Below are 25507 nucleotides of genomic sequence, written 5' to 3'. Positions count from 1 at the left end.
ATTTTAATTTATGTAGCATCTTCCTTTTCGATGCCGAAACGCAAAAAAGGAGACTACGCCAATTAAAGATGCGTGTCTCCGGTGGTCCGGTCAACAAGGATATGTAGATAGCTTATAATTCCAATCCAGTTACTGTGTTTAATTCTAACGAGTTCCCTTTAAACCGTCAATAGTTTTTATGTCTGAGATAATGAGTCTTGTGATCGTCACAATAAAAAACTGCCCCCCAGCGAAAAAATCGCTGAATGAGCAGTTCAAAAAAACATATTATTTCGGTTCGTTCAAAATATAGTCGACCAATTCGTCGAGCGGTACCGTCGCAAGAGCGATCGCTGTGTCCGTTACACCGTAATAAATATATAAAAGTCCGTCTTTCACTACATTGCCTGTCGGGAATATGACGTTTGGAATCTGGAATCCGAACTTCTCGTAATACGTTTCCGGTTCCATGATGAAATTATGGGTTCTGGCAATGATTTTCTCCGGATTCTCTAGATCGAGCAGCAGTGCCCCGACTCTGTATACAGTATCTTTATCAACACCATGATACAGCGTCAGCCAGCCTTTATCCGTTTTGATTGGAGGTGTGGAGCCGCCGATTTTCTTGAATTCCCAATCATCGTTTTCCGCCTTGGCGAGCAATTTCGGCTCTTCCCAGTCGATCAGATTGTCGGAATAGGTGATCCACATCGCCGCTTTTTCCGTGCCGTACTTCTCGCCGATATACTCTTCCGGACGACGCAGCAGTACATACTTGCCATTAATTTTCTCAGGGAACAGGATGTTGTCTCGGTCATTAATATCAAGCGGTGTCGTATCGCATAAGTACTCCCAATGAATGAGATCCTTCGACGTCATGATCCCGGAACGGGTCAGCCAATGTTCCGGCTTCTCGCCCCAGCCGTCCGGATATGTCGGAACCGATCGTTCCGGAATGCCGGCTCCGGTCGGATAGTAGCTCATCGCGCAAGGACGCAACGCGTAATTCAAGTAAAACGTATCGTCGATCTTCACGACACGCGGGTCTTGTACGCTGCCGTACGGAAATCCGAGCATGTCCGGCGTAACGATCGGTTGATCCACCACATGGCGGAAATTAACGCCGTCATCGCTTTCCAAAAGTCCTAGAAAGTTTTTGCAAGGCGTCAACGATTCTGCCGTACGCTCAATCATGTAGAACTTGTCGTTCTCGATAATGACCGCTGGATTAAAGACCGTCACTTTACGCCAGTCGTATATGCCCGGAACCACGATTGGGTTAGCCGGATGTCTTGTGATTTTCATGGTGGTGCCTCCTGATTATGAATTGTCTCTTGTCCATTGTGTCTTGCCGTTCACCTCATTATATAACTGACCAGTGAACGCCTCATATCCGTGAAAGTTTAGAAAACATCCAGATTTTTATGGATGCCATCGAAAAATCTAACGTGTGATGTGAAGCATCGTTTCGGCCGTGTGCTGCGAATCGCTTCCGACCATGATTTTCACATTCCCCGGCTCTACTTTAAATTGCATCCCGGAATCCCAGATGGCCAGTTCCTCGTAACCAAGGCGGAAAATTACGGTCTTCCGCTCACCGGGAGCCAGCTCCACTTTCTGGAATCCTTTGCATTCGATGATACGCCGGGTAACGCTCGCTTCCATGTCTTTGATGTAGAGCTGAACAACTTCAGCTCCCCTCATCTCTGATAATATCCGAAATATGCCACTAAAATGCGGAGCGCTTTCAAATTCCTCAGCTAATCTGCCTGAATCATCGGCGAATCCTCCTAGTTCCAACAGAGCAATGCTTCTATACTTATCTTTAAAGGAACGTCAAACCAATACGGAAAGGACGATCGCCATGAAAGATCAGCTATCCGACCAACATCCGGCAGACCGTTGGATCTCACAGGATCAAATTGAATTTTATCGGGAGAATGGATTCGTTCAAGTCAATGATTTGCTGGATGAGGATGAGCTCGCCGCATTACGCGAATATATGGAGGAGTCGATGAGTGCGAAGGAAGGCTTGTCGGTGAAAACGGGGAAAGACAACGCCGCATACGCCAGAGTGCTTAATCAGAAGGTGAACACCTGGAGAGATCACGGCGGCATGGCGACCTTCGCCTTTCACCCCCGATTTGCGGAAATTGCCTTACGTTTGACAGGTGCTAAGGGGATTCGTTTTTTCCACGATCATGCGTTATGGAAAATGCCAGGGGACACGAATGCCACGCCGTGGCATCAAGACTCACCGAAGTGGCCGATGAATGAGGACGGGTGCATGAGCATTTGGATTGCACTCGATGATGTGGATGAGAATAACGGCTGCATGATGTTCGTGCCGAAATCTCATAAGGTTGGGAAGTTAACGAACATCTCGTTGCATGATCCCGTTAATATTTTCGACTTTGTTCAGGGGACTGAGTTGGCTGAGCGGAAGCCGGTCATGGTACCTCTGAAAGCGGGCAGCTGCACATTTCATGACGGGCTTACCTTTCATTATGCCCATGCAAATAAAACCGACAAGCCTAGACGCGCTTACGCCATCATCTATATGCCGGACGGAACCACGTTTAACGGGAAACCTCATATGGTTTTGGATGGGCAGCAGACCTATACACCGGAGGAACCGCTGCGCGGGCCTATGTTTCCGCTGCTTGCCAAAGTACCTGCTCAAAGATGATCTTTCCGATACTGGCGGGGGGACATACCGGTCCAATGCCGGAATGTGCGGTTGAATAAACTGACGTCCTCAAAGCCGACCTCTTGCGCGATATCTATCATTTTGAGTTCCGTCTGTACCAACAGCCGTTTAGCGGTCATGATTCGCATTTCATTGCGATATTCCAGAAACGTACGTCCTGTATTCGCTTTAAACTTGGCCTTGAAGGTGGAGACACTCATGCCGCACAGACGGCTAACCTCAGCCAGCTTAAGCTGCTTTTCCAGATGACGTTCAATAAAGCGGGCGATTTGTTCTATCGCCTGCTTTTCTGATGTACTTGCAAGCCTTACGTTTTCATTGTTCTTGCGGTTACAGCGGCTTAAAAAAACGAAACATTCCACCAGCTTGGATCGGATCATCGATCGGTAACCGTGGTCTTTCACCGTAAATTCCCGGACAATTTCGTCGAGCAGCGACTTAAATAAGCTCTGCTCGACTGGAGACAACCACAGCGACGGCTGATCTTTGACCGTTTGGCGCATAAAGGGAACGACATAATAAAAATCAAAAAAGGAAGAGTCTTCCTTCAACTTTTCCAACTCATGAAAAATCAAAGACGGATGAAACAAGACATTATAAAGAAGAAGCTGTTCATTCTCCCCCACTTTGTAGGAATGTTCCATACCGGGTTCAATGACGAACGCATCCCCTGTGTGAAGCCTGTGCTCAATTCCTTTATATGTATGTAGGCCGCCACCTTCGACGATGTAGACAAATTCAACGAATTCATGGCTGTGTGGAGCTACGTACCGTCCTGCCGAGAGTTCGTAGGGGGCCGCATAGAATGGGAATGCATCGCTTTCCAGAAAGCGTTCATTGGTATGATTAACCATAAGCTTAGCCCCCTCGTTTGTCCGCTTACTCCGCTCTTATAACCGTGATACCTGGCGGGAAGCTTTCGGTCCACACCCCGTTGTCGTAACAGAGTTCAATCTTTCCGGTTGGAACACGTACCTGCAGCGAAAACGACGTCCAAGTTGCCGGAAGCTTAGGACAAAAAGCGATTTCTTGCCAACCCGGCTTGGCAGGCTTTAACCCGATAATGTCTTCAATCAGCACAGGAACGGGTCCGCTTGCCCAAGGATGGCATAGGCTCGTATTCCATTTCTGGTCCTTGCCCCACGCCTCGAAGCACGTAGTTGCTCCCTCTTTCAGCATATTCCCCCATGAATGCTCATCGTCTGATGATAGCAAATCATAGATCAATTCATACTCTCTAACCTCCGCAAGTGCCTTCATGACGAAATAAGAGAAATAAACGCCGCAGGCGAAACGTTTGGTTCGGATCATATCGACGATAGCCACGACGGATTTCTCAGGAGCGATGCCGAACAGAAGGGGCAGGACATTGGCGTGCAGGGCATGATGCCTACTTTCCTCGGAATCTTTAAATAAGGCGTTCTCCTCATCATAGAAGGCGTCCAAGAAGCTTTTCTTTAATTTGGGCAGCCGATTCTCATAGTTGACGCCCAGCAAATCCCGCATCTCGTTCACCGTACGCACACAACCGATATATAAGGCATTGATGACATTATGACAGCCAGGGCCTATCGGCTTGGTTAGTTCAAAGTCATAGTTATCGCGCAGTCCTTGCGGCCAATCGACAAGATTCCATTTATCCGCAACGCCTTGCAGCAATCCATCTTCTCGCTCAAATTGCTCAAAATGCTGCAGCAACCCTTCCGCATACGGGTACATCTCTTGAAGAAATGCCTTATCTCCACTGTAATTGAAATATGTCATGACTTGCATCGGCCACTGTAAAGAAAAATCAGCTATTTCCTGCATGAAATGTCCCGGTACAACGGCCATGAGTCCGCCACAGACGAAAGAACTGCGTCCGAATTGCTCAATCGCCTTGCGATATAATCGTAAATCCCCGCTGAGCAGCATATGCGAGTGACCAATAATCGTATTGTCGCCCAAATATTGACCTTTCTCTCGGCTGGGACAGTCCACGAAGTTTTCCTGCGATCCGTATTGGACTCCATTTTTACAAATTTCAAAAATTTGATTCATCCGCTCATCCGAGCTGTGAAGCAAACAGCTTTGTTCATCAAACGGATAATGTCTGACGATGGCATGGAAGGATTCCGGGTTCAAAACTCCCTCCGGTCCTTGCACTTCCACATAACGGAACGCCTTGTAATCAAACGTTTGGAAGGAATCCATGTCGCCGGATAACGTCCACTGATCATGATACAGGCAATTGCAGCGCATTTCGTAACGTACAGCCTGATCCCCCGGCAGTAGTTCTTCCCCGGACCAGATCTGCACTTCTTCTCCCACTTCTCCATATGCAGTCATGGCGAATTGACCCGTCAGTTCTCCTCCGAAATCGATCAGATAATGACCTGGTGCCAGCTGTTGGACATTCGACGGCTGCTTCCTATAAACGTCAAGCACCGGAGTCGGCTGTAGAACAAATGTATAATCGATTTTCTCTGCAGCTTCCGCTTGCGGCCAATCGGCATCATCAAACCCGACTTCTGTCCACCCTCTCACCGATTGCCTGGCGTCCAAATGCTCGGTGAACTGCGTGTCATAGCCGAAAGCTACACCGGGCCGATTGTCATCTACCCGCTTCGCTTTCCAAGTGCGATCTGTTTTAACCAGCAAGTTCTCGCCCGCCCACAATTCTGCCAGCACACCTTGCCGGTAGTCAGCGCTGTTATAAGCACGATTTAACAGCCCTTGATAATAGACATGAATGGCAATTACATTCTCCCCGGCCTTTAAACATGAACGAACATTGGTACGATTGAAATAGTAATGATTCGCATCACTTTGCGCCGGCCCCTGGCAAACGAACTCGCCGTTTATATACAGCTTGTAATAATCATCCGCCGTTAGATGAAGCCAAATCTCCTTCTCATTCAAGCTCTTCTCATCCAGCCTAAATACGGTTCTTACATACCAGTGGTGATGCTGTAAATCGGTACGATGCGGCTCTACCTCATGTGCTTCAAGCTCTTTATGGTAGAGATCAGGCTTTTTTACATTTATAAATGAATGATCAGTCAACCAATCTGCCTGCCACTTTGCTGACAACCGGACCATCTCCTCTTTAATCATAAGTACACGCCAGACTCCGTATTACAATATTTTGTCAGTGAAACGTTTCTTCCGAAAATCGCTCGGCGGGAAGCCGGTCAACTTCTTAAACGCTCGGTTAAACGAAAAGTAGTGCTCATAACCAACGAGTCCGGCGATATCTTGTATCGAAGTGCCCGTTTCTTCCAGAAGCTGCTTCGAATGAAAGATGCGCAGCGCCGTTAAATAATCGATAAAATTTTCACCTGTTTCCTCTTTAAATAAGCGGCTGACGTAATTTTTACTTAACGAAAATTGTTCGGCAAGCAGCTGCAGGGACAAGTCTGCATTTGCGTAATGGGCGTCAATGTACGCTTTCACATCGTGAATCAGCAGCCTGTGATTTTTAGTTTCACGCAGCTGCTTCCATAACTCGGCAACGGTGCTGAGCCGTTCCAGCAATACTTTTTTGATATCGTCCATCGTTTCGAATCGGTCAATCGCTTGGGTAATAGGAATGAGTCCCTCCACACGCCATGATTCGGTATATTCACTGGGAAATTCAGACAATTCACGTGTGAAAGTAAAGGTCATATAGTAAAGCAGGTTCTTTAACTCGTCCCGGGTATACAATTCGCGATTAATGGCTTTGAATAGGAAATCGAACTGGTTATACCATTCATCGTTTCCGCTCTTATACACCTGAACGATCGTGCGGATTAACTGTAAAATATCAAACAACTCGGTTTCCGTCTGCCGCGCGATAACCTCATAGTGAATAACCCGATTGTTTCCCAATGCGGATCGGTATTGTACGGCTTTAACTGCCTGCTCGTAGGATTCACCGATATCCTCCGAACGCTCCGTCATTTTCCCTACGCCGATCGTTACCGTGAAGGCAAGATTGGCTTCTACCCACTCCCGCATACTCTCACAAATAGTACTAATATCACTCATGGAAAGTTCGGCATCTGCGCCAAACAGAATACTCATTTTATCCACAGATATCCATTCACTCCAAATACCAATTCCATACTGCTCAGCGGTTTCTTTCAACACATTCGACAAGACAAATTTCAGCAGCACCTGATCTCGCGTGGAGTAGCTTTCTGTAAAATCACTAATTCTATCAATTTCCAATTTGGCCGTATTGAAAGAATGCCAGTTACAAGCGAAGCCAAAGTTATGCATCTCATCGGTCAATTCATCTTGGCTGATGGGACGGTCCCCTGTCAGAAGTTCTTGAAAAAAGTATTTTTGACGATAGGGCAAATTTAAATTACTTTCCGACTGATAACGATCAGCGAAATCAATAATCTTGTCTACGGCCGCATCGACAACCGAAATTAATTCTCCACCCGGCTGTCTGAGGTTTAAATAATCGGAAATTCGGCTCATACTCGCATCGATAGGTCTTGCATATCGTTTGGACAAATAAATAATTAAGGCTGAAGCAATCAGAACCATCACAACTCCGATAAGTATCCAGCTATAATAGAGCTCGGAAAAAAAGCCATAATGGTACGATTCTTTTATACCGCTGTTGAACGTCCACCCCGTCTCCTCAAACTTCAAGTTAAGGATGTCTTTGTTGGCTTTCACTTTACTTTGCCCGATCAATTGACCTGCTTTATCGACTAATGTAATGGAACTAATTGAACTTACAGAGATGCTTTGCAACCAAGAGGCCAGACTCGAAACATCGATATTCACGATAAGGATGCCGCTTGGCTCCGTTAGAAAAGGGACCTTTTTAACGAGCGATACAACTTGAGCGTCATAAGGTTGAGAAGGAAGAACTTTGTAGGTTCTTACATTCGTCCAAATGCTAGGAAGCGGCTGTTTTATCTGCTCCTTTACAAAATCGCGATCGCCAAATTCTGCAAGTGGCAGGTACATCTCCGTGCCGAGTACTGTCATATCGATATTGCGATAAAAGTAAATGGATTGAATGAAAGGAAAACCCGCCTGGACCTGCCTGAAAAGTTCCGCCACCTTACTGCGCAGCAAATACGGGTTAACATCAGAATCGTGAAGCTGAAACATATACTGATTAAACTCCTTGTTATTGACGGTTGCCGCATTCACATTCTGATCGATGTTGCCAAGAATCGAGTTAAGCTGAAGCATGGTGTATCGCGTAAATGCTTCATTTGCACTCACAGTTTGCGTTTGGGACTGCTTATTCATCGTCATGAAGAACACGAAGAACAGGACGAAAACAAGCAAATAGACAATTGGCAGGTAGGTTGTGACCAAACGGTAAAACCAAGAATGTTTCTTTAACATGGCATGCTCTCCTCGGGCATCGAAATGAAACGGCGAAACCGTCTACTAGGGACGGTACGAACAAGGCTGTCGGCAGACATCCACCGACAGCATTCTCCATACTCTTTTAGTTAAAATTCATGGAAAGTAAATCGTTTTGGCTAACCATCGTATCCTTATTTTTCGTATACCAATCCTGGTACCAAGCCTCCAGCTTATCTCCATCCGATTTTTTCCAAAGATTGATCGCATCCTGCTTCGCTTGAGCCGAAGTATACGAAGATCCGCTTACAATCGCTTTATTCCATAAGTCCCCAATCGGATTGCTGGTGGAATCAAGCAAGTTTTTGGAGATGAATTGCATGTCAGCAGGAAGCGTAGGCATGAACCCGCCAAGCGTGATACTGGCTAACGGGCGGTCCTTTGTAATGTTCAAGCTGAAAACGTCCTTGCCGAGATCGTAAAACTCCTTCTGAAGCGGATTGCTTTGATCAAATCCCTTCATCGTTGTATCAAACTCGTTATATACATATTGGCCGCCTAACATACGGAAGTCGCCTAACCAATCAAGCTCCTTCTTATTTTTCTCCGCATTAATCGGAACTTCTTTGTTATTTTCAACTTTGTAATGTGTGCCTTCAATGCCGCTATAAGTTGTTTTGACCCACTCTGGTGAGCTCAAATAATCAATCATTTTGATCACCGCTTCAGGATCTTTCGTTTTGGCGTTCAAGACACCCGTCAACTGCACCGGTGGATTGAAATCAGGTGAAAAGCTGCCAAACTGGCTGGAAGGTAGTGCGATGGCCACAAGCTTGGCATCCGGGACATTTTTACGCAAGGTTTCGTATTGAGAAGTAAACACTTTGTATGAGCCTGCAGCTGTATAGATCCCTATTTTACCTGTAACAAAATCCTGCTCGGCTTTCTTTCCATTCTTATCGGTCAGAAAATCCTTATCGACGATGCCTTCATCGAAAAGCTTCTTGCGGAAGGCGTTCGCAGCCTCGGCCCGATCCCAATCCTTCACCCATTTGCCGTCTTTGAGAATCCAGGTTACATTCTGGAACATAGGGTCAATTAAGTTGCCGCCTCCGGCCATATTCAAGCCGTATGTATCCTTCTTGCCGTTACCGTCAGGATCTTGCGTTGCAAACGCTTTCGCAACTTGAAATAATTCATCCGCCGTTTTGGGCACCGATAGTTTCATCTTATCCAGCCAATCCTGCCTAATCACTGTATAACTATATGGCACATAGCCAAGAATGCGGCCTAAGTCATAAATTTTCCCATCATCCCTCGTGCTCAGCTTTTTGAGTAGAGGAAATTTATTTAGCAGCTGCTTGTAAGTTGTGCTATTTTTTTCAATCAAATCTCCGATTGGCATGATCTGTTTTTGTAAATACAGTTGATTGCGGAATCCCACATCGTATTCTAAAATAACATCCGGCGCTGACCCTGACGCGACAAGAGTATTCAGCTTGTTAACGGATTCTGCACGCGGGACAGGGGATATCTTTAAATTGATTCCGGTTTTATCCTGGATGAATTTCGTCCAGATGTTGTTTTCAGCTGTCCCCAGATCAGGTGCAATCGTTCCCCGATCATAAAACGACATCGAGAGGGACATCGCACGCGCAGATGCCGATGCAGCAGGTTTGGTTGATGTTTGAGCTTCTCCGGTCTTACTATCGGAACAGCCTGCCAGTGACGTTGCCGTAAGCGTCAACGCAACCGTGGAGATGACTAGCGCTTTTTTGTTCATATAAGAACCCTCCTGTTTAGTATTGTATACAAGCATTCTTCTTTTAGGAAGATCAGACTTGTCAGAAAATCAGATGTTCAACTTATCCTTTAACAGAACCAATCATTACGCCTTTCACAAAATACTTTTGCAGAAAAGGATATAAGATAAGCATTGGCACAATCATGACGAATACCCCTGCCGCCTTAATCGACTCCGGTGTAACGGATGTTAGATCCTCCGAAGACGTGTTTGCAATTTCCTGCAGCAGCTGCTGGCTGGAAATCATTTGCTGAATAAGTACAGCGAGCGTATTTTTACTGGAATCGTTGATATAAATCATGACACTGAAAAAGGAGTTCCAGTAGCCAACGCCGTAGAAAAGCGTAAGTGCGGCGAGTACCGGCAAAGAAAGCGGCAGGACAATCTGAAGCAACAGTCTGATTTCTCCACAGCCATCAATGCGGGCCGCTTCTTCAATCTCCTCTGGAAAGCCGTTAAAGAATGAGCGCATAACCAGCATGTTATAAACGCTTATTAATCCAGGCAGCCAAAGTGCGCCATAGGTGTTGACCAATCCGAGTGATTTGATGACAAGATAAGTGGGAATTAATCCACCATTGAAAATCATCGTAAACACAATCAGCATGGTGAAAAATTTTCGGCCGTACATAAACTTTCTCGATAAGGGGTATGCCCCTAATAAGGTGAACAGCATACTGAGAAACGTTCCGACCGCTGTCACTTCAACGCTATTCCGAGCTGCTTGTAAAATGCGAGTCCCTGTAAAAAGCTTATGGTACGTCTCGAAATTCCATCCGATCGGCCATAAGCTGACAAATCCGGATAAGATGGCATCATTGGTACTGAGTGACAAAGCGAGCATATGCAGCATGGGGAGTAAGCAGCTGACAGCGATAGCGCCAAGGAGGACATAATTTATCAAGTAGAATATCTTTTCTGTAGACGAAGCTTTAATGAGAATACCCTCCTTTTCTACCAAAGGCTATTGCCTGTTCGTTTGGCAAGTACGTTGGCTGCAATGACGAGCAATAGGGCAACCATCGACTCGAAAAAGCCCATTGCCGTAGCCAGACTAAACTGGCCGCCGTTAATGCCCACCCGAAAATTCCAGGTGGAGATGACATCTGACACAGCGGATACGGCCGAATTTTGCAGCACATAAATTTGGTCGAAGCTGACCTCCATAAAGTGGCCAACCGATAGCACGAACATGATCGCAATGGTCGGTAATATAGCCGGTAGTGTAATGCTCCAAATTTGCCTTAATTTCCCTGCTCCATCCATGCTGGCGGCTTCATACAGCGACGGGTCAACGGCAGCAAGAGCTGCCAAATAAATGATGGCGTTCCAACCCGCTTCTTTCCATATCCCACTGCCTACAAATATGGCTATCCAACTGTTCTCTTTGTACAAAAAGGGATAAGGTGTTTCTGACCATTGGGTAACAAAGTGATTCAGCACCCCTTTTTCCTGGGCAAACACGAGGGCAATAATACCGCCAATAATCACCCAGTTCAGAAAATGAGGCAAATAAACAAGGGTTTGCACCAGTTTTTTAAACCATAACTTCCTGGCTTCGTTCAAAAGAATTGCCAAGAAAATGGGAAAGGGGAACCCGACAACAATTTGTAGAAAGCTCAGAATAATCGTGTTGCGGATAATTCGCAGCATTTGCGGCTGCGAGAACAGAATCTCGAAGTTTTTGAAACCTACCCAGGGACTTCCGAATACACCATCGCCAAAATTATACTCTTTAAAGGCAATAACCAGGCCCCCGATAGGTGCATATCGGAAGATAAGAAAAAAGGCTAGCGCCGGTAAAAACATAAGCATAATGGGGACGTTTTGCCGGAAACGCATGCGATCGAATCCCCGTCTCCTATTGAGCTTTCCAGATACTGTCGTATTGAGCAGCTTTTCTATTTGTCTCACCTTCCTCACAATTTGATGTTCGATAACCTTGAATCGCTTTGCCAAACTCTGGATTTATCTTATCTCGTGATCTCCGCCCTCTCAATTCACACATTTCCGAGTAGTTCACATTTCTTACATAGCCATCTGATCTCACCTTTTTCACTTACCTCAACTATTTCAATATAGGAAAAGCAGCAGGATGCCAAAAACCCCTCCATTTCTCACATGGAGGGGTTAAGATACGAGAGAACGCTTCAAGAACGCTACCCGTTACTAGGAATCCCCCGGTTCGTGTTCGAATGTTCTTCGAACCTAGAGGGAAAGGGATTTTCAGTACTACTTCAAGAACGCTTTACTATCGCTTCAAGAACGCTGTCAAACGGAGCCCAAGTGACGCTCCAGCTGCAGCACCTCAATGCCGGCAAGCAGCACAATACCGATGCCGTGCGTATCATTAAGCAGCCAGGAGAGATCGTCTTTATAGTAGCCCACGCTATACGAATATCCCGAACCGCGGCACACACCGTACACGTTGCCGAATTTATCGATGGAGATGCGGGCCATTCCGTTCCAGCCCTTATGAATCGCTGCGATATACTTCTCAGTTTCTGTTAGCCACCCATATCTGACCCCGCGAGCAAATGCATACAAGAACATGGAGGTGCAGGAAGTCTCCTCATACGAGGCAGGTTCTGTCAGCACTTGGTGCCACAGACCATTCTCCCCTTGCAGGCGCAAGTAACCTTCGCTCAGTTCATTGAAGAATTCCAGCAGCTCATTGCGCTGTGCATGGTCGTCAGGCAACACGGCCAGTAATTCGGACAAGGAGAAAATGACCCAGCCATTGCCGCGGCCCCAAGCAATTTTCGTTGGTTTGTCGATCCCGAAGTCATAGACGTGAGACATGATTTGCAGCTCAGGGATGTACAATTTTTTCTTAAATTGGATGAATTGATTGGCTGCATCTTCCAAGTAACGGATATCACTCGTCCGCTGGTAGCAGCGGCACATGTACGGCACGCTCATATACAAATCGTCGCACCACAACGTCGCGCTCGGGAAATCAACATGCTTCGGCTTGCGGTACAGCGATCCATCAGGCAGTCGATCCTGCTGATTGCTAATATAATTTGCAATTACATCGGCAATCCGCTCAGCGCCTTGAAGCGGCTGATTTTGCAGCGCAAGCAGCATCGTTGCTCCGAAGGAACCGCAATCATCCAAGCTGTCCAGTGTAGCCAGCGTGTTCAACACACCTGAGGCGCCGTACTGGGCTTTATCCCAGCCCGCATAGGTGTAAAGCCGCGTGCAGGTTTCAATATGCTTGTACACATACTGCAGCAAATCGTCGCGGCCGAGCAGCTTACCGGTCTGCAGCATCCCATACAATGTCACGCCAAGCGGATAGTTCCACTTGCCGAACAAGGCATTCTCCGTGAACGGCCGCACCCACGTGTTCGGCTGATCCAGACGCCAGAAGGTTCCGCCTTCCTGCGTCTCCACCAAGGCAAACAGCGAAGCTTCAACAACAGGCATCACGTCCTCTGCACCGAAAGGCCCCACATACAGCCACTCGTCCTTCGCCCCATGTACAGGATAAGGCTCTACAAGCTCAATGCCTGCCGAAAGAGGGTCCAGACGAAAACCTGCGCTTCCGTTCGAGCCATAACATTGAATGACGAGATTATGCTCGCCATAAGCTAACTGCAGCACGACATAGAAAGCGCCTGCTTTGTCGATGTTTGCTTGCAGTTCCCCATCCACATAAATCGCAATGCTACCTTCCGCATGACCGCTTAATTCAACCAGCCGGGGTTCTGCCGAAAAGGAGCGAAGCTTCGTCCACGCGAGTACATACCCCTCATTCAATTCGCCGAAGATGCGGGCTACCGGGTTTTTCGCCTGCTCGGCATCACTCCACGTCAGCTTCGGAAACCAAGCGATGCCGTGATCTCCTTCCGTGCTTCCATCACCCGGGAGCTCGCTCCACACATGATCCTGCGGGGCAGTGTAGATCCATCCTTCGTGGCCGAATCGCTCGGGTGAAGGTGCCAGGAAATGGATCGGGTTGCTCTTATAGGAACCTGGTCCCAAAGAACCTCCGCAGCCCGCTTCCGTTTTCGTAAACTGGAACACCAAGTGATTCCAGCCTTTCTTCATCTGAATCGTCACGACCGTTCTGCGTTTTGGATTCAGTTCATCGGCGATATTGGCTTTATAAACGGGTTGCCCATTCGCATACAACGTGAGCGGACCATAGCAGTGCAAGATGAAATTGAGCGGCGTCTCCACGTCACTCCAATATTGCGACCATGCGTAAACCATCTGTCCGTTCTGAAGCTCGGGAAACCGATTTACAAATTGAAACTCATAACTATAATCGTGATTCTTCAATATCCCATTGGCACAAAAAGCCCGGTACGCCATCGGATGAGGCGGGTTGTTGCCTACATATCGGTCGGCTACTGTAGCTAAAATTTCGCTTACGCGGTCTCCACATTTCGTATAAATACTCTCATTGATGTCAATATAACGCTCAGCCATGGTCTCTTCCTCTCCCATTCCAATGCAGAAAGGGGCGAAGTTTCCCCGCCCCTTGCCAAATTTAATTTTTATTTAGCTGCTGCGCCAGCGCTGCGTTTTTGGTAAGCGTCCGTCATTTCTTGGCTCATTTTCGCTAAGTCAGCATCTGTTTTGGCTTTTGCAACGAAATCGTCCCAAGCGGTAATCGGCTCACGGCCCAGAATGATTTTTGTTTTCAAATCTTGTACTTTCTTCTCAAACTCAGGCAGCAGCTTTTGCGCTGTCGGCGAATACAGGCCGATACTGATATCAGCTACGCTTGTTTTGGCACGATCATCTTGGATCTTCATAAACAGATCGTTTGCTTCTTTCGGGAAGTATACCTTCGTAGAGCTCGCATATGGATCTGCTACATAGACAATTTGGTTAAAGTCAGGACCGTTATCTTTGGCCAGCTGCTCGGTATTGATCACTTTTTGGCCATCTTTCACCGTGTAATCCACACCTTCAATGCCGTATTGCTGAATAGCGAATACATCGTCATTCATCCACGTATCGACCATTTTCAAGATACGTTTCATTTTCGCTTCAGGCACGGATTTCGGAATAGAAATCATACCGGAGAAGCCAGGGCCTTTCGGATTGTATCCATTCATATTGGTCAACGGATAGAAATCAGTTGGCTTCATGTTCGGATCGATTTTTTTCAACAATTCATAGTGATCGTTCATCGTGCCCGCTTTATCCATAATGATACCCGCTTTACCGCCGTTGAACAGATCTGCAGCCTGTGACAGCTTGTAGGAAGCGAAATCTTCCGGTAACAGCTTATCTTTGTACATTTTAGTCAAGTACTCAATAGAACTGCGAGTTTCAGGCAGCAACGCGGTATTGACGATTTTGCCGTCGACCAGCTTCCATTTATCGTTTTTCACGTTCGCGCCCGTGAAGCTGTTCTCAATCATCGCAAGCGTTCCCATATCTGCCGGAGGCGTCATGAAGGCAGCGAGTGCCGTTGTATCGTTCTTGCCGTTTTTATCCGGATCTTTCTCCGCAAAGGCTTTCATAACCGTGTACAGCTCGTCGGTTGTTGTTGGCACCTGCATTCCGAGATTGTCGAGCCAATCCTTGCGAATAATGAAGAAGGAATCGGCTTCAGCCGGGCGAGGACGCGGAATACCATAGTTTTTGCCATCCTGCATTTTCGTCAGGTCCCAAGCCGTTTTGGAAATTTTGGAATTCAAGTTCGGATAATCTTTGATGTAAGGAGTCAAATCCCAGAAAGCGCCTTGCGATACCGAATTACGGAAAACCGATGTAAACGGATCGTTAATCGTGATCAAATCAGGAATATCGCCGGATGCCAATGTCACGTTCAATTTATCCGTATAGTTGTTACCGGATACCCATTGAATTTTCATTTTGGAGTTGGTTGCTTTTTCAATAGCCTGTTTAATTTTGTTATCATCTGCTGCCGGAGACGGTGTAAGCAAAATCGTCATGATGTTCACTTCAAGCGGTGCTTCCGTTCCGCCTGCGGCAGTGCTTTTACCCGTATCCGCTTTGTTCCCGCATGCAGCCACGACACTAGATAATGCCAGCATCAGTATCATCGAGCCCAAGACAACTTTTTTGTTTTTTCTTACTTTCATTTGTGATCCTCCCTTGTTATGAACTTCTGTGTATCGAACGCCTTAACAGAGCACAAGGTTGACAATAGTACATTCCACTTTGATCGACAATCGGACTTTTTTGTACTGCCATTTCAGCCATTCTAGGACTATCTTGCAGCTTGCACTTCGATGCACAAAGGCCCAAACCCCTTATTCCGTGCGGTTTACCTCGCGAAATTGACTTGGTGTGATCCCTTCGTACTTTTTGAAAAGCCGATTGAAATAACTATGTTGATAGCCGATCGCATCGGCCACTTCGTTAATCTTCATATCCGTTTCAATGAGCAAAGACTTGGCATTGCTAATCCGAATATTCGTCAAGAAATCGATAAAATTAATCCCTGTAATTTGCTTAAAAGCCCTGCTTAACGTATATGGACTTGTGCCGAATAAATCGGCGCACGATTCGAGCGATAATTGCGTCATGTACTGCTCGCGTAAATGGGCGATTACTTGCTCAATGATCTGCTTGAAATGATAATCCTGACGGGAGATCATTTCCTGAACGAAGACCGCAATCACTTTGTGCTGAAACCACTTGAGCATTTGCTCGGGCTCTTTAATTTGCGCAAGCTGCTCGAACAAGTTCACACTGCCGAACAACTGCACGGGATTCATCCCCGATTGCAAGGACGCATACCGAATGCTGCCCAAGAGCTGCAGCATGCCTTGCTGAAGCATAAATTCGGTCGAGCCGTTCGCCGCCAATTCCTTCATAAATTGTCCGATCAAATCAACAGCGTCTGACTCTTGACCGTTGCGAATCGCATGAATAATTTCTTTATCCAAGGTGAACGGATAGCCGGTTTCCTTAAAGACATTGAGCTTGGAAAGCTGCTCCGTCTTAATAATCTGATTCTCGTCGAGCAGATCTCGATATACCAACGCTTGCTTCACTTCCTCGAACAAATGTGGTATTTGTTTCACGTTGTGAACCCATTTGCTGACCGATATCGTAACCTGCATTTTCAGAATGCGGTTAATCGCCAGAATGATTTCTTGACATACCTGCTCCAAATCATCCTCTAACCAGGTTAACGGGTGAGCTACGGGAAAGGATAGCAGAACCCCGATCGAAAAGTTATGGAAATTCATAATTTCCGCTTGCTCATATTGGCTTGTGAACAGCTCATCGATAATGTTGGCGGCGGCGTAGGTCACGAGACTTTCATCGCCTTGCGAGAACCTTCCTTCGAGGTTGGCAAAACCCGTCAATTGAAACACAAGCGCTACAAATTGACGCTCCTCCGTTTCCCATCCATATCGCTTCATCCGTTCCTTCAAGTCGCTTTCTTGCAGAGAAATCAAGTAGCCCTGCGCCAGCTGGAGGAAGAAACCCTCTCGCAAAAGCGGCATTTGCTCTTTAAGTTTGTGCCGCATCGTCTCGGTTTCCTTGGACATATGCTGCCAATGCTTCTCGATCATGGCAAATTCGTCCTTCACCTCGCCATTCTTTTCACCGGACAGCAGGGTCAGCAGCCGCTGTACGGGATGATAGATTCGGCGGGACACGAACCAAGAGAGCAGCAGGGCAATGAGTAGGCCGGAGAAACTAATAATTAATATCCACTTGGAAATGGAAACGACCGGGGCTGTAATCGACGATAGCGGCGCAGCGGAGATATACACCCACTTCTGGCCCAGCCGGTTAAAGTGACCGTACGAAACCGAATACGAAACCTTTTGATAATCAAATAACAACGATTCAGGCTTGGCGTCGTTCACCGCTGCTTCCCCTAAATCCGCTTGATGCTTCATGTAGGCTTGTTTAAGCGCTTGATCGAGCTTCGATCCTTCCGCCCCGCTGCTGCTGGATAAATTCCAGTTGTCCTCCTCATTGAACAGCATCGTGACGCCTTCATCATAAGGAGTTAGCGTTTTTAGCACCTTCAACAAGTTGTCCTGATTCAATGTGGCAACAAGAGCACCGAAGGGTTCGGTGCTGTCGCCGGGAATTTTATTCACAATCGTAAGCCCCATCTTGCTCGTTCCTTGAATCTTCGGAAACGTCCAGAACATCGACTTATCATGATGAAGCAAGTTCTCGTAGCTCTCGACATCGGCCGAGTCACTTAGAAATTTGTAGCGTTCCGTTGTAAAGACGAGCGGACGCGGCTTGTCCAGAAACAGCTCTACTTTCTGCAGAAAAGGATGCGAGCTCTCAAGAGATAACAGGGTCCGGTACATATCCTGAACCGTCTCGTAATTATAGGCAAAGTTAAGCGTCTTCAATTTATCGTCAAACTTGGAGTCGAACGCCCAATGGGATACCGTCATTTCGAGAAAAGCAAGCTGGTCGTCGATATTCGCCGCCCGGTTGCTAATCTGATTCTGGTGAAGTCCCTGAAGCTCTTCCTCCACATTGTTCGTGGCGATCCAATAAATACTGAGGCCGGTAATAAGCCCGGGAATACTTGCCATAATGAGAATCATCGCAAGGCTTTTCCAGAAAAACCGATTGTTATATTTATATTTTTGAAAATAGCTGAATAACGCGCCCAAAATTCCAGTCAAGATGCTCACCTTCCAATAACTGATTTTCTACACGATTCGACATCTGGAGCTGGAATCCCTTCCCTTCGAGCCGTTACCCCTTGACCGAGCCTACCATCGCACCTTTAGCGAAATGCTTTTGCAAGAAAGGATATACCACCAAAATGGGAACCGTCGCAACAATCACCGCAGCCATTTTTAATGTTTCAGAAGGAGGTGGTACCGTGGAAACATCCATCCGCAGATCCGTGTTGTTCGCATTGAGCAAAATGTTTTGCAGCATCACTTGCAGCGGCCATTTGCTGGCATCGTTAATATAAATCAGTGCGTTAAAGAACTGGTTCCAGTAAGCGACCGCATAAAACAAACCGAATGCAGCCAGCGAAGGGAGCGACAACGGCAATATAATTCGAAAAAAGGTCGACAAGTCGTTGCAACCGTCCATTGAAGCGGATTCCTCCAGCTCGGCAGGGATACTATCGAAAAAGCCTTTCATCAAGATGACGTTCCACCCGCTTGCAAGTGCCGGCAAAATGAGCGACCACAGGCTATCGATGAGGTGCAATTCACGTACCAGCATATAGTTCGGAATCATACCAGGATTAAACAATATAGTGATTAGAATCGCGATCAGGGCGAATCGTCTGCCGCGAAGCCTTTTTCTGGATAATGTATACGCCAATGAAGCAGTGAAGATCAAGCTGAGTGCCGTACCAACTAGAGTCACGTAGACGCTTACACCGATCGATTTCGGAAAAGCGCCTGTCGCCATCAGAAATTTATACGATTCAAGCGACCACGTCTTTGGAAATAGCACGAAGCTTTCCTTCAAATATTCCGTGGGATCGGTAAAGGAAACGACAAACACATAATACAGCGGGAAAAAGGTGATGATGCCGACCAAACCCAGCAATACGATATTCCCTATGTTAAACAACCGGTTTCCCAATCCTTCTTTCATATAATTCCCTCCTAAGGACATTGCTATAGCTATGTCTCTCCCTGATATGGACGTTAGTAAACCCCTTCTTCGCCCATTTTTTTGGAAATCCAGTTTGCCACTACGACCAACACTAAGCCTACAATCGATTTGAACAAGCCGGCAGCGGTACTGTAGCTAAACTCGCCTTGTTGAATACCGACCCTGTACACATAGGTATCGAATACTTCAGCCACATGGGAAACAGCGCCATTGTACATCAGGAATACCTGCTCAAAACCAACATCGAGCATATGGCCGAGGCGTAAAATGAGCAGTGTGATGATGACGTTGCGGATCGCCGGCAGGGTAATGTGCCACATTTGGCGAAGTCGGCTTGCCCCATCAATTTTTGCAGCTTCATAAACCCCTGGGTCAATGCTTGCCATCGCGGCCAGAAAGAGAATAGTCCCCCAACCGCATTCCTTCCAGATCGACTGCAAGGTCAACATGCCCCAGAACGTATCTGGATTCGTTAAAAAATCAATCCTGGCCAAGCCTAGTCCTTCCAGCATTTTGTTAACCAAGCCTTCACCTTTGGCAAACATGAGGAACGTTAAACCGGAAATAATGACCCATGAGAGAAAGTGCGGCATGTAGACGATCGATTGAATGACCCGCTGATACACTACGCTGCGAAGCTCATTTAAGAGCAATGAAAGCACAATAGGCAGCGGGAAAAAGAGCACGAGGTTCAGCAAATTAATGGCCATCGTATTACGGAAAAGCAGCATAAAGTCCGGATTGGTAAAAAATCGTTCGAAATGCTCGAACCCCACCCATTCGCTGCCGGTTATGCCGGCAAACGGCGAAAAGTTTTGAAATGAAATGACGACGCCCCACATCGGGGCAAATTTGAATATCAGAAAAAACAATGCGCCTGGCAGGCCGAGCAAATATAAATATTTATCGCGCCTTAAATCTCTTAGAATGCCTCTCTTATGCCATTCTCGGGACTTCGCTAGTTGGTCAGATGCCGTAGACTCCGGTTGCATGAATGCCATCCTCTCCATTCCCCTTTCTCATTTTTTTCTCGTATGCTTAACAACTTAGAATAAAACCTTACCGTTTACAATCAGACAATATTGTTCGGGTTTAAGGCAATTTTGTCGCAACCGGATTGGAAGGTGAGACTATTTTGCCGATTGAGACAATCTTGTGCAAAAGGGTAGAAAGCGCGCCACAACAAGGATTACATCCCGATACGCGCAAAAAGGGGCGACCCCTGGTCAGTTCCGACACTTGGGCAGCCCCTCATTGTTATTCCATTGCCGCAAGCCCATGCCGGTCATAAAAAACCGGGCCGCGGGACCAGACGCATGCCAAATGCATCAGAAGCTCCCCCGTCATGCGTTCACGGATTCTCGCATAATGCTCATCGGCATACACGTTATGCCATTCGTTAGGATCCGCTGCCAGATCGTACAGCTCTCCTTGAAACTCGCCGATTCGTCCAATCGCCTCTCCGAGCTTACCAGGCATGTACAGGATCAGTTTGTAATCCTGTTTTCTCCACATCAACGCAGGAGCCGAGTGGTGCGGTTCCGCTCCTTTGCCATGAAATTCGCAGAAAGTCCCAAGACGCTGCGTTTCACCCAGCAGATCCAGCCCGGGCAATTGCGGATTCACCGGCAATCCCGCTACCTTGGATAAGGTCGGCACGAGATCCACCAACTCGGCGGGGCGGTCGTCTACTGACCCCCGTACCCTTTGCGGCAAATAACTCCCGGCTAAGATCATCGGCACACGGACACTGCTATCATACAAACAATATTTGCTGAAGCGGTGCTGTCTCTCGCCCAGCATCTCACCATGGTCGGAGACGAAGACGATTAAGGCATTGTCCAGCCGCCCCTGCCGCTCCAACCGATCCAAAGCCTGCCCCAAGTAATCGTCAAGCCAGGAGCAATTCGCCCAATAGCGAAGCGTTGTCCGCTTGCGCTCCTCCGGTGTCATCGCTTCCCATACGTGCCGCTTTTCCCAATAGTTGCTCTGGCTGCTCTCATTCACAGCGTCGGTCGCGGCCAGATGCGTATTCTGCTCAAGCTCCCATGGCGGCTGAGCGATATCCGGCATCTCGTTGATATCGTATAGATCCTCGAATTCCTTCGGCACATTGAAGCCGGCATGCGGTTTCAAGAAGGAAAGATAGAGGAACAGCGGGCGTGACTCGTCCAGCCCCTCATCAATAAAATTCAAACATTGCTCAGCCACCCATCCGTCACGGTGCCAATGCGTCGGTACTTGACTCGTGCAGCCGATATAGCCTTTAGAATTCTCCTCACCGCCACCGTAGTCTTTCGTTTCTTCATAATAAGCGGCGAGCCCCTCTGGCTCGGCATCCCCCATCATGACAGCGCCATCCTCATAATGTCCGCTGTCGCGAGACAATCCGACGGCCCGTACTTCGAAGCCCCGTGTTGAGGGAACCGGATTTTTCACTCCGTGATTCCAATGGGTTTTCCCGAAGCCTGCGGTTTGGTACCCTGCTTTTCGCATCAATTCCGGGAGCGGATCGCTCGGCAGCTTGTCTTCGTCGTACAAGCCGCCGTGATTGGTTCGCACACCGAGCTGCGAGGGATAATAGCCGAACATCATGGAGGTGCGGCTAGGCACACACATCGGCGCCTGACATACCGCTTGGCTGTACGTGATTCCCTGCGCCGTCAGTTTATCGATGTTCGGCGTATGGATATGCTCGTTGTAGGCACCGATACAATCCCAGCGCTGCTGATCCGTCATGAAGAAGATAATATTGGGTTTGATCGCTGCTTGTTCTGTGTTGTTTGGCATGAACGTCTTACTCTCCTTCCGGGTTCTGGTAGGACTGTACCCGCTTGGCTGTGTAAGCCGGCTTCAATTCGTGCTTCGCATAATCAAAATATTTTCCTTCCAGCAAGCCGATTAACGTGTTCGTCACGCGAACTTCAATACGGTTCGTACCTTCCGTCAGTATCGAGGTAGGGCCGCTGAAGCGGTACGGCATCCAGGCACGGGCGCCAAGTGACACATTGTTCACCAGCACTTCCGCCACGTCGTGGAACTCACGGTCCAGTCCTTCAAATGTTAGCTCGAAAATGTCCCCTTCGGGCAATCGACCCTGCTGAAACTCACGGCTGAAGGTCATCGTTCCGGCAAAATGCGGATAACCGGCATATGGACTTGCCGCAAGCGGATGCTGCTGGACGACCGGACGCTTCAAGACGGGGCGCTGTTCGGCGTCAAAGCCGGCTTGGAAGCTCCCTGTTAGATACAACGCATCGATCAAACCATGCCAATCCTGCTCGACCGTCACCTCAACCGATATTTCATTGACGCCAGGCTGCAGATACGATGTAATTTCGCAACCTACGTTCAAATAGTCATACAAAACGTGTTTCGCAAAATCCGTTTTCTGAAGACGATGACCGTTAATAGAAATCGAGCCTTCTCCGGAAAGCGCTCCTTGATCCATCACGAGAAACACCCGATCCAGTAGGTTTTCCACGACGATGGTTGTGGAATACCGGGCTTGAAGCGGATAGGCCAAACTGATGCGCATCGGCGTTCCGAACAATTGGCTCATGTGTACCGGCAGCTTCGTCGAAGCTGTCAAGTCCGCACACTGGTCAATGAACGTTTTGACCTGCACCAATGGCGCGTCCTCCTCCGCGCCCGATTCCAAGCTGTTCACACCAGGAATGGATAGGTGAAACGCATCGAGCCGAACCGCGTTATCCTCCTCGGTTTGCATGGTCCATAAGGTCGATTCCGACGCATCGACGTTGAGCTGCCAAGGTTTGTCTGCCGAAGATTGGACAGCTGCATTGCGCGTGATACAGAAAAGTCTTGATTCGTAGGCATCCAGTACGACCGGCAGCGTCCAACCGTTGCCCGTACGTTCAGACTGGACAGACGCCTCGTCGCCGCGATCCAAGGATAGCTCTGTAAACAGAGCCGCATTCCCCGCAATGCCCTCCCATAAAGCGGTTGAGATTTGCAAAGTCAAATCACGCTCTGCCTCTTCTTGATTGCTTACGAAGACAAGGAAACTGTCCGCATCGATTTGGCGAGTCTGCAGGAGGATACTGCGTCCGCCGTATGCCGGTTCAAGCTTCACCGCCAGCGGATGAAGCTCTTCAAGCAGCATAGACATACTGCCCAGCACTGCAGCTTCGTCAGCCGTTGCAGCGAATGGCAAATGGTACGCGCTCGCCGCGCCTTTGGACCACACCGGTGCTAATTCGGCGCCTTCGTTCCAGAAATGTTCTCCGCTAGGCTGCTGCAAACCGAACACGCTCGCTGAGGAAGTCGCGTCCAAGCCATTCGTTTCAATCGCTTGATACGGCAATTGCCCCATGCTGATGACCGTTCCACCTTGCGCCAGGAACAGTTCCAGCTTTGCCCATGCGCCACTCTCCAAGTTCGTCATTGGCGGCACGATCACATTGGTATAGCTGGCATTGCCCAGCCTAATCCTGCCGTCCTCCACCACCGCTTCCGCCAGCAGTCCTGTATCCAAATGATCGTAATCTCTGCCGCTGTAGGTCAGCTCGTTGCAAATACGCGTCCACCATGCCTTCAAATCGTTAAGCTTGCGCTTCTCGTCGGCGTTGTTACCGCCATAATCAAAATGGTGGAAAGGATTGCCCATGTAGGCCCACAGGGATGTTGTCGGTTGAAGCACCGCGGTACGAATGTCCGCTTCACCGCAGCTCATGACATAGCTGATCCGGCCGACGTAATCGCCGAGTTGCCTGAAATGCGGCCAATACGGATTTTGCAGGAACTGAGAAGGTGGCGCGTCATGCTTCATCAGGGCATCAAGCGTGTAGAAAAAAGCATGGAAGTTAAAAAAGTTCGTACCTTGCGCAGCCATACGATCAATCATCCACTTCGCGTCCTGGAGCGTCATGGACCATCCCACACTATGGAAGCACTCAATCAGGTTACGCTCGCGGCCGAATTGGCGGGCAATGGAGCTGACCATTTTGGCGCTGGAACGAAAGCTTTCCGCTTGATTATTCAAAATCCAATCCAGCGAACGCCCGAGCTTTTCATGCGCGGTATCCCCACCGGGCACATGACTGTACCGCTGTGTCGTATGCCGTACGGACGGCACTTCAGTCACGTATTGAAGCCCAAAGCGTTCACACCAATCATGCACCTGCTTATGATAGGAGCTGAGCAAAAGCTCGTGAATCGCTTGATAGTAATCGTAACGAATACGAGCCGACTGCTCCCCATCTTCATACAGAAGTGCGTGCAGATGTTCCCGCAGATCATAGCCGTTTTGCTCTATGAAAAAGGCCGGCAGTTTCGGCGACCACGGCAGCTTCCCCAAGAGCCCGATCTCGTCGGTAAACATGCCCTTGATCGTACCGCCGAAGTATTCGCCCAAATGCTGCGCATATTTGTCATGCGTTAATCGAATAAACGTAGCCATTGCCTCATGATGGCAAGGATCAACGAACGTCCCGTAATACTTGAAATCTTCGATTTCCTTCTCCTGCATGATCAGTACTTCCCAATCACCGGGGGGCGCCGTCCACTCCATCTTCTGAATCGTGCGGTATGTAAAGAACCGCTTCTGGTTGTAACTCGTTAAGCCTGCTTTCTGAAAAATCGGCTCCGCTTGGAAGTTCCCAATCGATGAACGGACATCCACCGCTTCGTCCCAAAGCTTGTCACCTTTCGAGTTAACTGGAATCGCTTTTGCATACAAAATACGCGCCCACGGGAGCTCCATGGACACATGCTCTCCGCCCTGCACCCGCTCGGCCCGGTGCTCGAGTGTGTAGTGCTTGGCCTCCGGATGCTCCAGCGTCACCTCGCCGCCGGCGATACCGCTCGGATACGGGTACTCATCATAGAGCCACACCTGCAAATTGCGGCGTTCGGCCGCTTCAACCGCTACGCGTACTTTTTGAAACCAGGCATCGGATAAGTAAGGAATCTCAAGCCCCTGTCTCGCACAGACGAAAAATCCCCCCAACCCTTTGTCCGCCATTTCATCAATCTGATAACGAATCTGCGCATCGTCCATTTCCCCATTCCAAAACCAAAACGGATGAATGCGATACTCCGCTTCCGGCTGTGCAAAAGACTGCCTATTAAACTGGGCCATGTAAGTTCATCTCCTCGGCATGTACGTATATGAAAAATAT

The 25507-nt window shown here is 48.1% G+C and carries 16 protein-coding genes; 1 reads left to right on the top strand and 15 read right to left on the bottom strand.

The genetic code is table 11. From position 1 onward, the window contains the following. Positions 1 to 267: 267 nt before the first annotated feature. Both ACUN27_RS07500 and ACUN27_RS07495 read right to left on the bottom strand, forming a co-directional pair. Positions 268 to 1284, bottom strand: coding sequence for a glycoside hydrolase family 130 protein (locus ACUN27_RS07500; protein WP_315953475.1), 1017 nt, complete (start codon positions 1282 to 1284; stop codon positions 268 to 270). A gap of 138 nt (positions 1285 to 1422) precedes the next feature. Beyond that, positions 1423 to 1683 carry a fibronectin type III-like domain-contianing protein gene (locus ACUN27_RS07495; protein WP_445558636.1) on the bottom strand — a complete coding sequence of 87 codons (261 nt, stop codon included), beginning with the start codon at positions 1681 to 1683 and terminating at the stop codon, positions 1423 to 1425. A gap of 160 nt (positions 1684 to 1843) precedes the next feature. On the opposite strand from ACUN27_RS07495, the gene ACUN27_RS07490 reads away from it, so the two are divergent. Continuing rightward, positions 1844 to 2668 (top strand): phytanoyl-CoA dioxygenase family protein, encoded by an 825-nt coding sequence (locus ACUN27_RS07490; RefSeq protein ID WP_445558635.1) that lies wholly within the window; start codon positions 1844 to 1846, stop codon positions 2666 to 2668. On the opposite strand, the gene ACUN27_RS07485 is transcribed toward ACUN27_RS07490, so the two are convergent. From ACUN27_RS07485 to ACUN27_RS07425, 13 genes are all read right to left on the bottom strand, one after another. Next, positions 2659 to 3543: an AraC family transcriptional regulator gene (locus ACUN27_RS07485; protein WP_326063098.1), complete on the bottom strand. Its 885-nt coding sequence runs from the start codon at positions 3541 to 3543 to the stop codon at positions 2659 to 2661. The two genes, ACUN27_RS07490 and ACUN27_RS07485, sit on opposite strands and share 10 nt — an antisense overlap. 25 nt (positions 3544 to 3568) lie before the next feature. Next, entirely contained in the window at positions 3569 to 5761 is a 2193-nt protein-coding gene (locus tag ACUN27_RS07480) for a family 78 glycoside hydrolase catalytic domain (protein WP_445558634.1), read from the bottom strand. A gap of 45 nt (positions 5762 to 5806) precedes the next feature. Continuing rightward, a complete protein-coding gene (locus ACUN27_RS07475; protein ID WP_445558633.1) occupies positions 5807 to 8032 on the bottom strand; it encodes a helix-turn-helix domain-containing protein in 2226 nt (741 codons plus the stop codon). A 106-nt stretch (positions 8033 to 8138) separates the two neighbouring features. Beyond that, a complete protein-coding gene (locus ACUN27_RS07470; protein WP_445558632.1) occupies positions 8139 to 9776 on the bottom strand; it encodes an extracellular solute-binding protein in 1638 nt (545 codons plus the stop codon). 82 nt (positions 9777 to 9858) lie between these two features. Further along, on the bottom strand, positions 9859 to 10734 hold the full coding sequence (locus ACUN27_RS07465) for a carbohydrate ABC transporter permease (protein WP_315953731.1): 876 nt from the start codon (positions 10732 to 10734) through the stop codon (positions 9859 to 9861). A gap of 17 nt (positions 10735 to 10751) precedes the next feature. Continuing rightward, the gene (locus tag ACUN27_RS07460; protein WP_445558631.1) at positions 10752 to 11711 is read right to left on the bottom strand and encodes an ABC transporter permease; all 960 of its coding nucleotides are present in this window, start codon (positions 11709 to 11711) and stop codon (positions 10752 to 10754) included. 357 nt (positions 11712 to 12068) lie between these two features. Then, positions 12069 to 14237: a glycoside hydrolase family 88/105 protein gene (locus ACUN27_RS07455; RefSeq protein WP_445558630.1), complete on the bottom strand. Its 2169-nt coding sequence runs from the start codon at positions 14235 to 14237 to the stop codon at positions 12069 to 12071. Positions 14238 to 14305: 68 nt separating this feature from the next. Then, complete coding sequence (locus ACUN27_RS07450; protein ID WP_445558629.1) at positions 14306 to 15868, bottom strand: extracellular solute-binding protein; 1563 nt, start codon at positions 15866 to 15868, stop codon at positions 14306 to 14308. 171 nt (positions 15869 to 16039) lie between these two features. Next, positions 16040 to 18403 carry a helix-turn-helix domain-containing protein gene (locus ACUN27_RS07445; protein ID WP_315953485.1) on the bottom strand — a complete coding sequence of 788 codons (2364 nt, stop codon included), beginning with the start codon at positions 18401 to 18403 and terminating at the stop codon, positions 16040 to 16042. A 73-nt stretch (positions 18404 to 18476) separates the two neighbouring features. Next, positions 18477 to 19343 carry a carbohydrate ABC transporter permease gene (locus ACUN27_RS07440; protein WP_315953486.1) on the bottom strand — a complete coding sequence of 289 codons (867 nt, stop codon included), beginning with the start codon at positions 19341 to 19343 and terminating at the stop codon, positions 18477 to 18479. A gap of 53 nt (positions 19344 to 19396) precedes the next feature. Beyond that, positions 19397 to 20365: an ABC transporter permease gene (locus ACUN27_RS07435; RefSeq protein ID WP_379170717.1), complete on the bottom strand. Its 969-nt coding sequence runs from the start codon at positions 20363 to 20365 to the stop codon at positions 19397 to 19399. Positions 20366 to 20621: 256 nt separating this feature from the next. Next, the gene (locus tag ACUN27_RS07430; protein WP_326063105.1) at positions 20622 to 22154 is read right to left on the bottom strand and encodes a sulfatase family protein; all 1533 of its coding nucleotides are present in this window, start codon (positions 22152 to 22154) and stop codon (positions 20622 to 20624) included. Positions 22155 to 22161: 7 nt separating this feature from the next. Continuing rightward, complete coding sequence (locus tag ACUN27_RS07425) at positions 22162 to 25467, bottom strand: glycosyl hydrolase (RefSeq protein WP_315953488.1); 3306 nt, start codon at positions 25465 to 25467, stop codon at positions 22162 to 22164. Between the last annotated feature and the right edge of the window lie 40 nt (positions 25468 to 25507).

The organism is Paenibacillus sp. WC2504, assembly GCF_052682475.1.
Note: the sequence above shows the minus strand (reverse complement) of the source record. Positions and strands in the feature narration are given on the sequence as shown.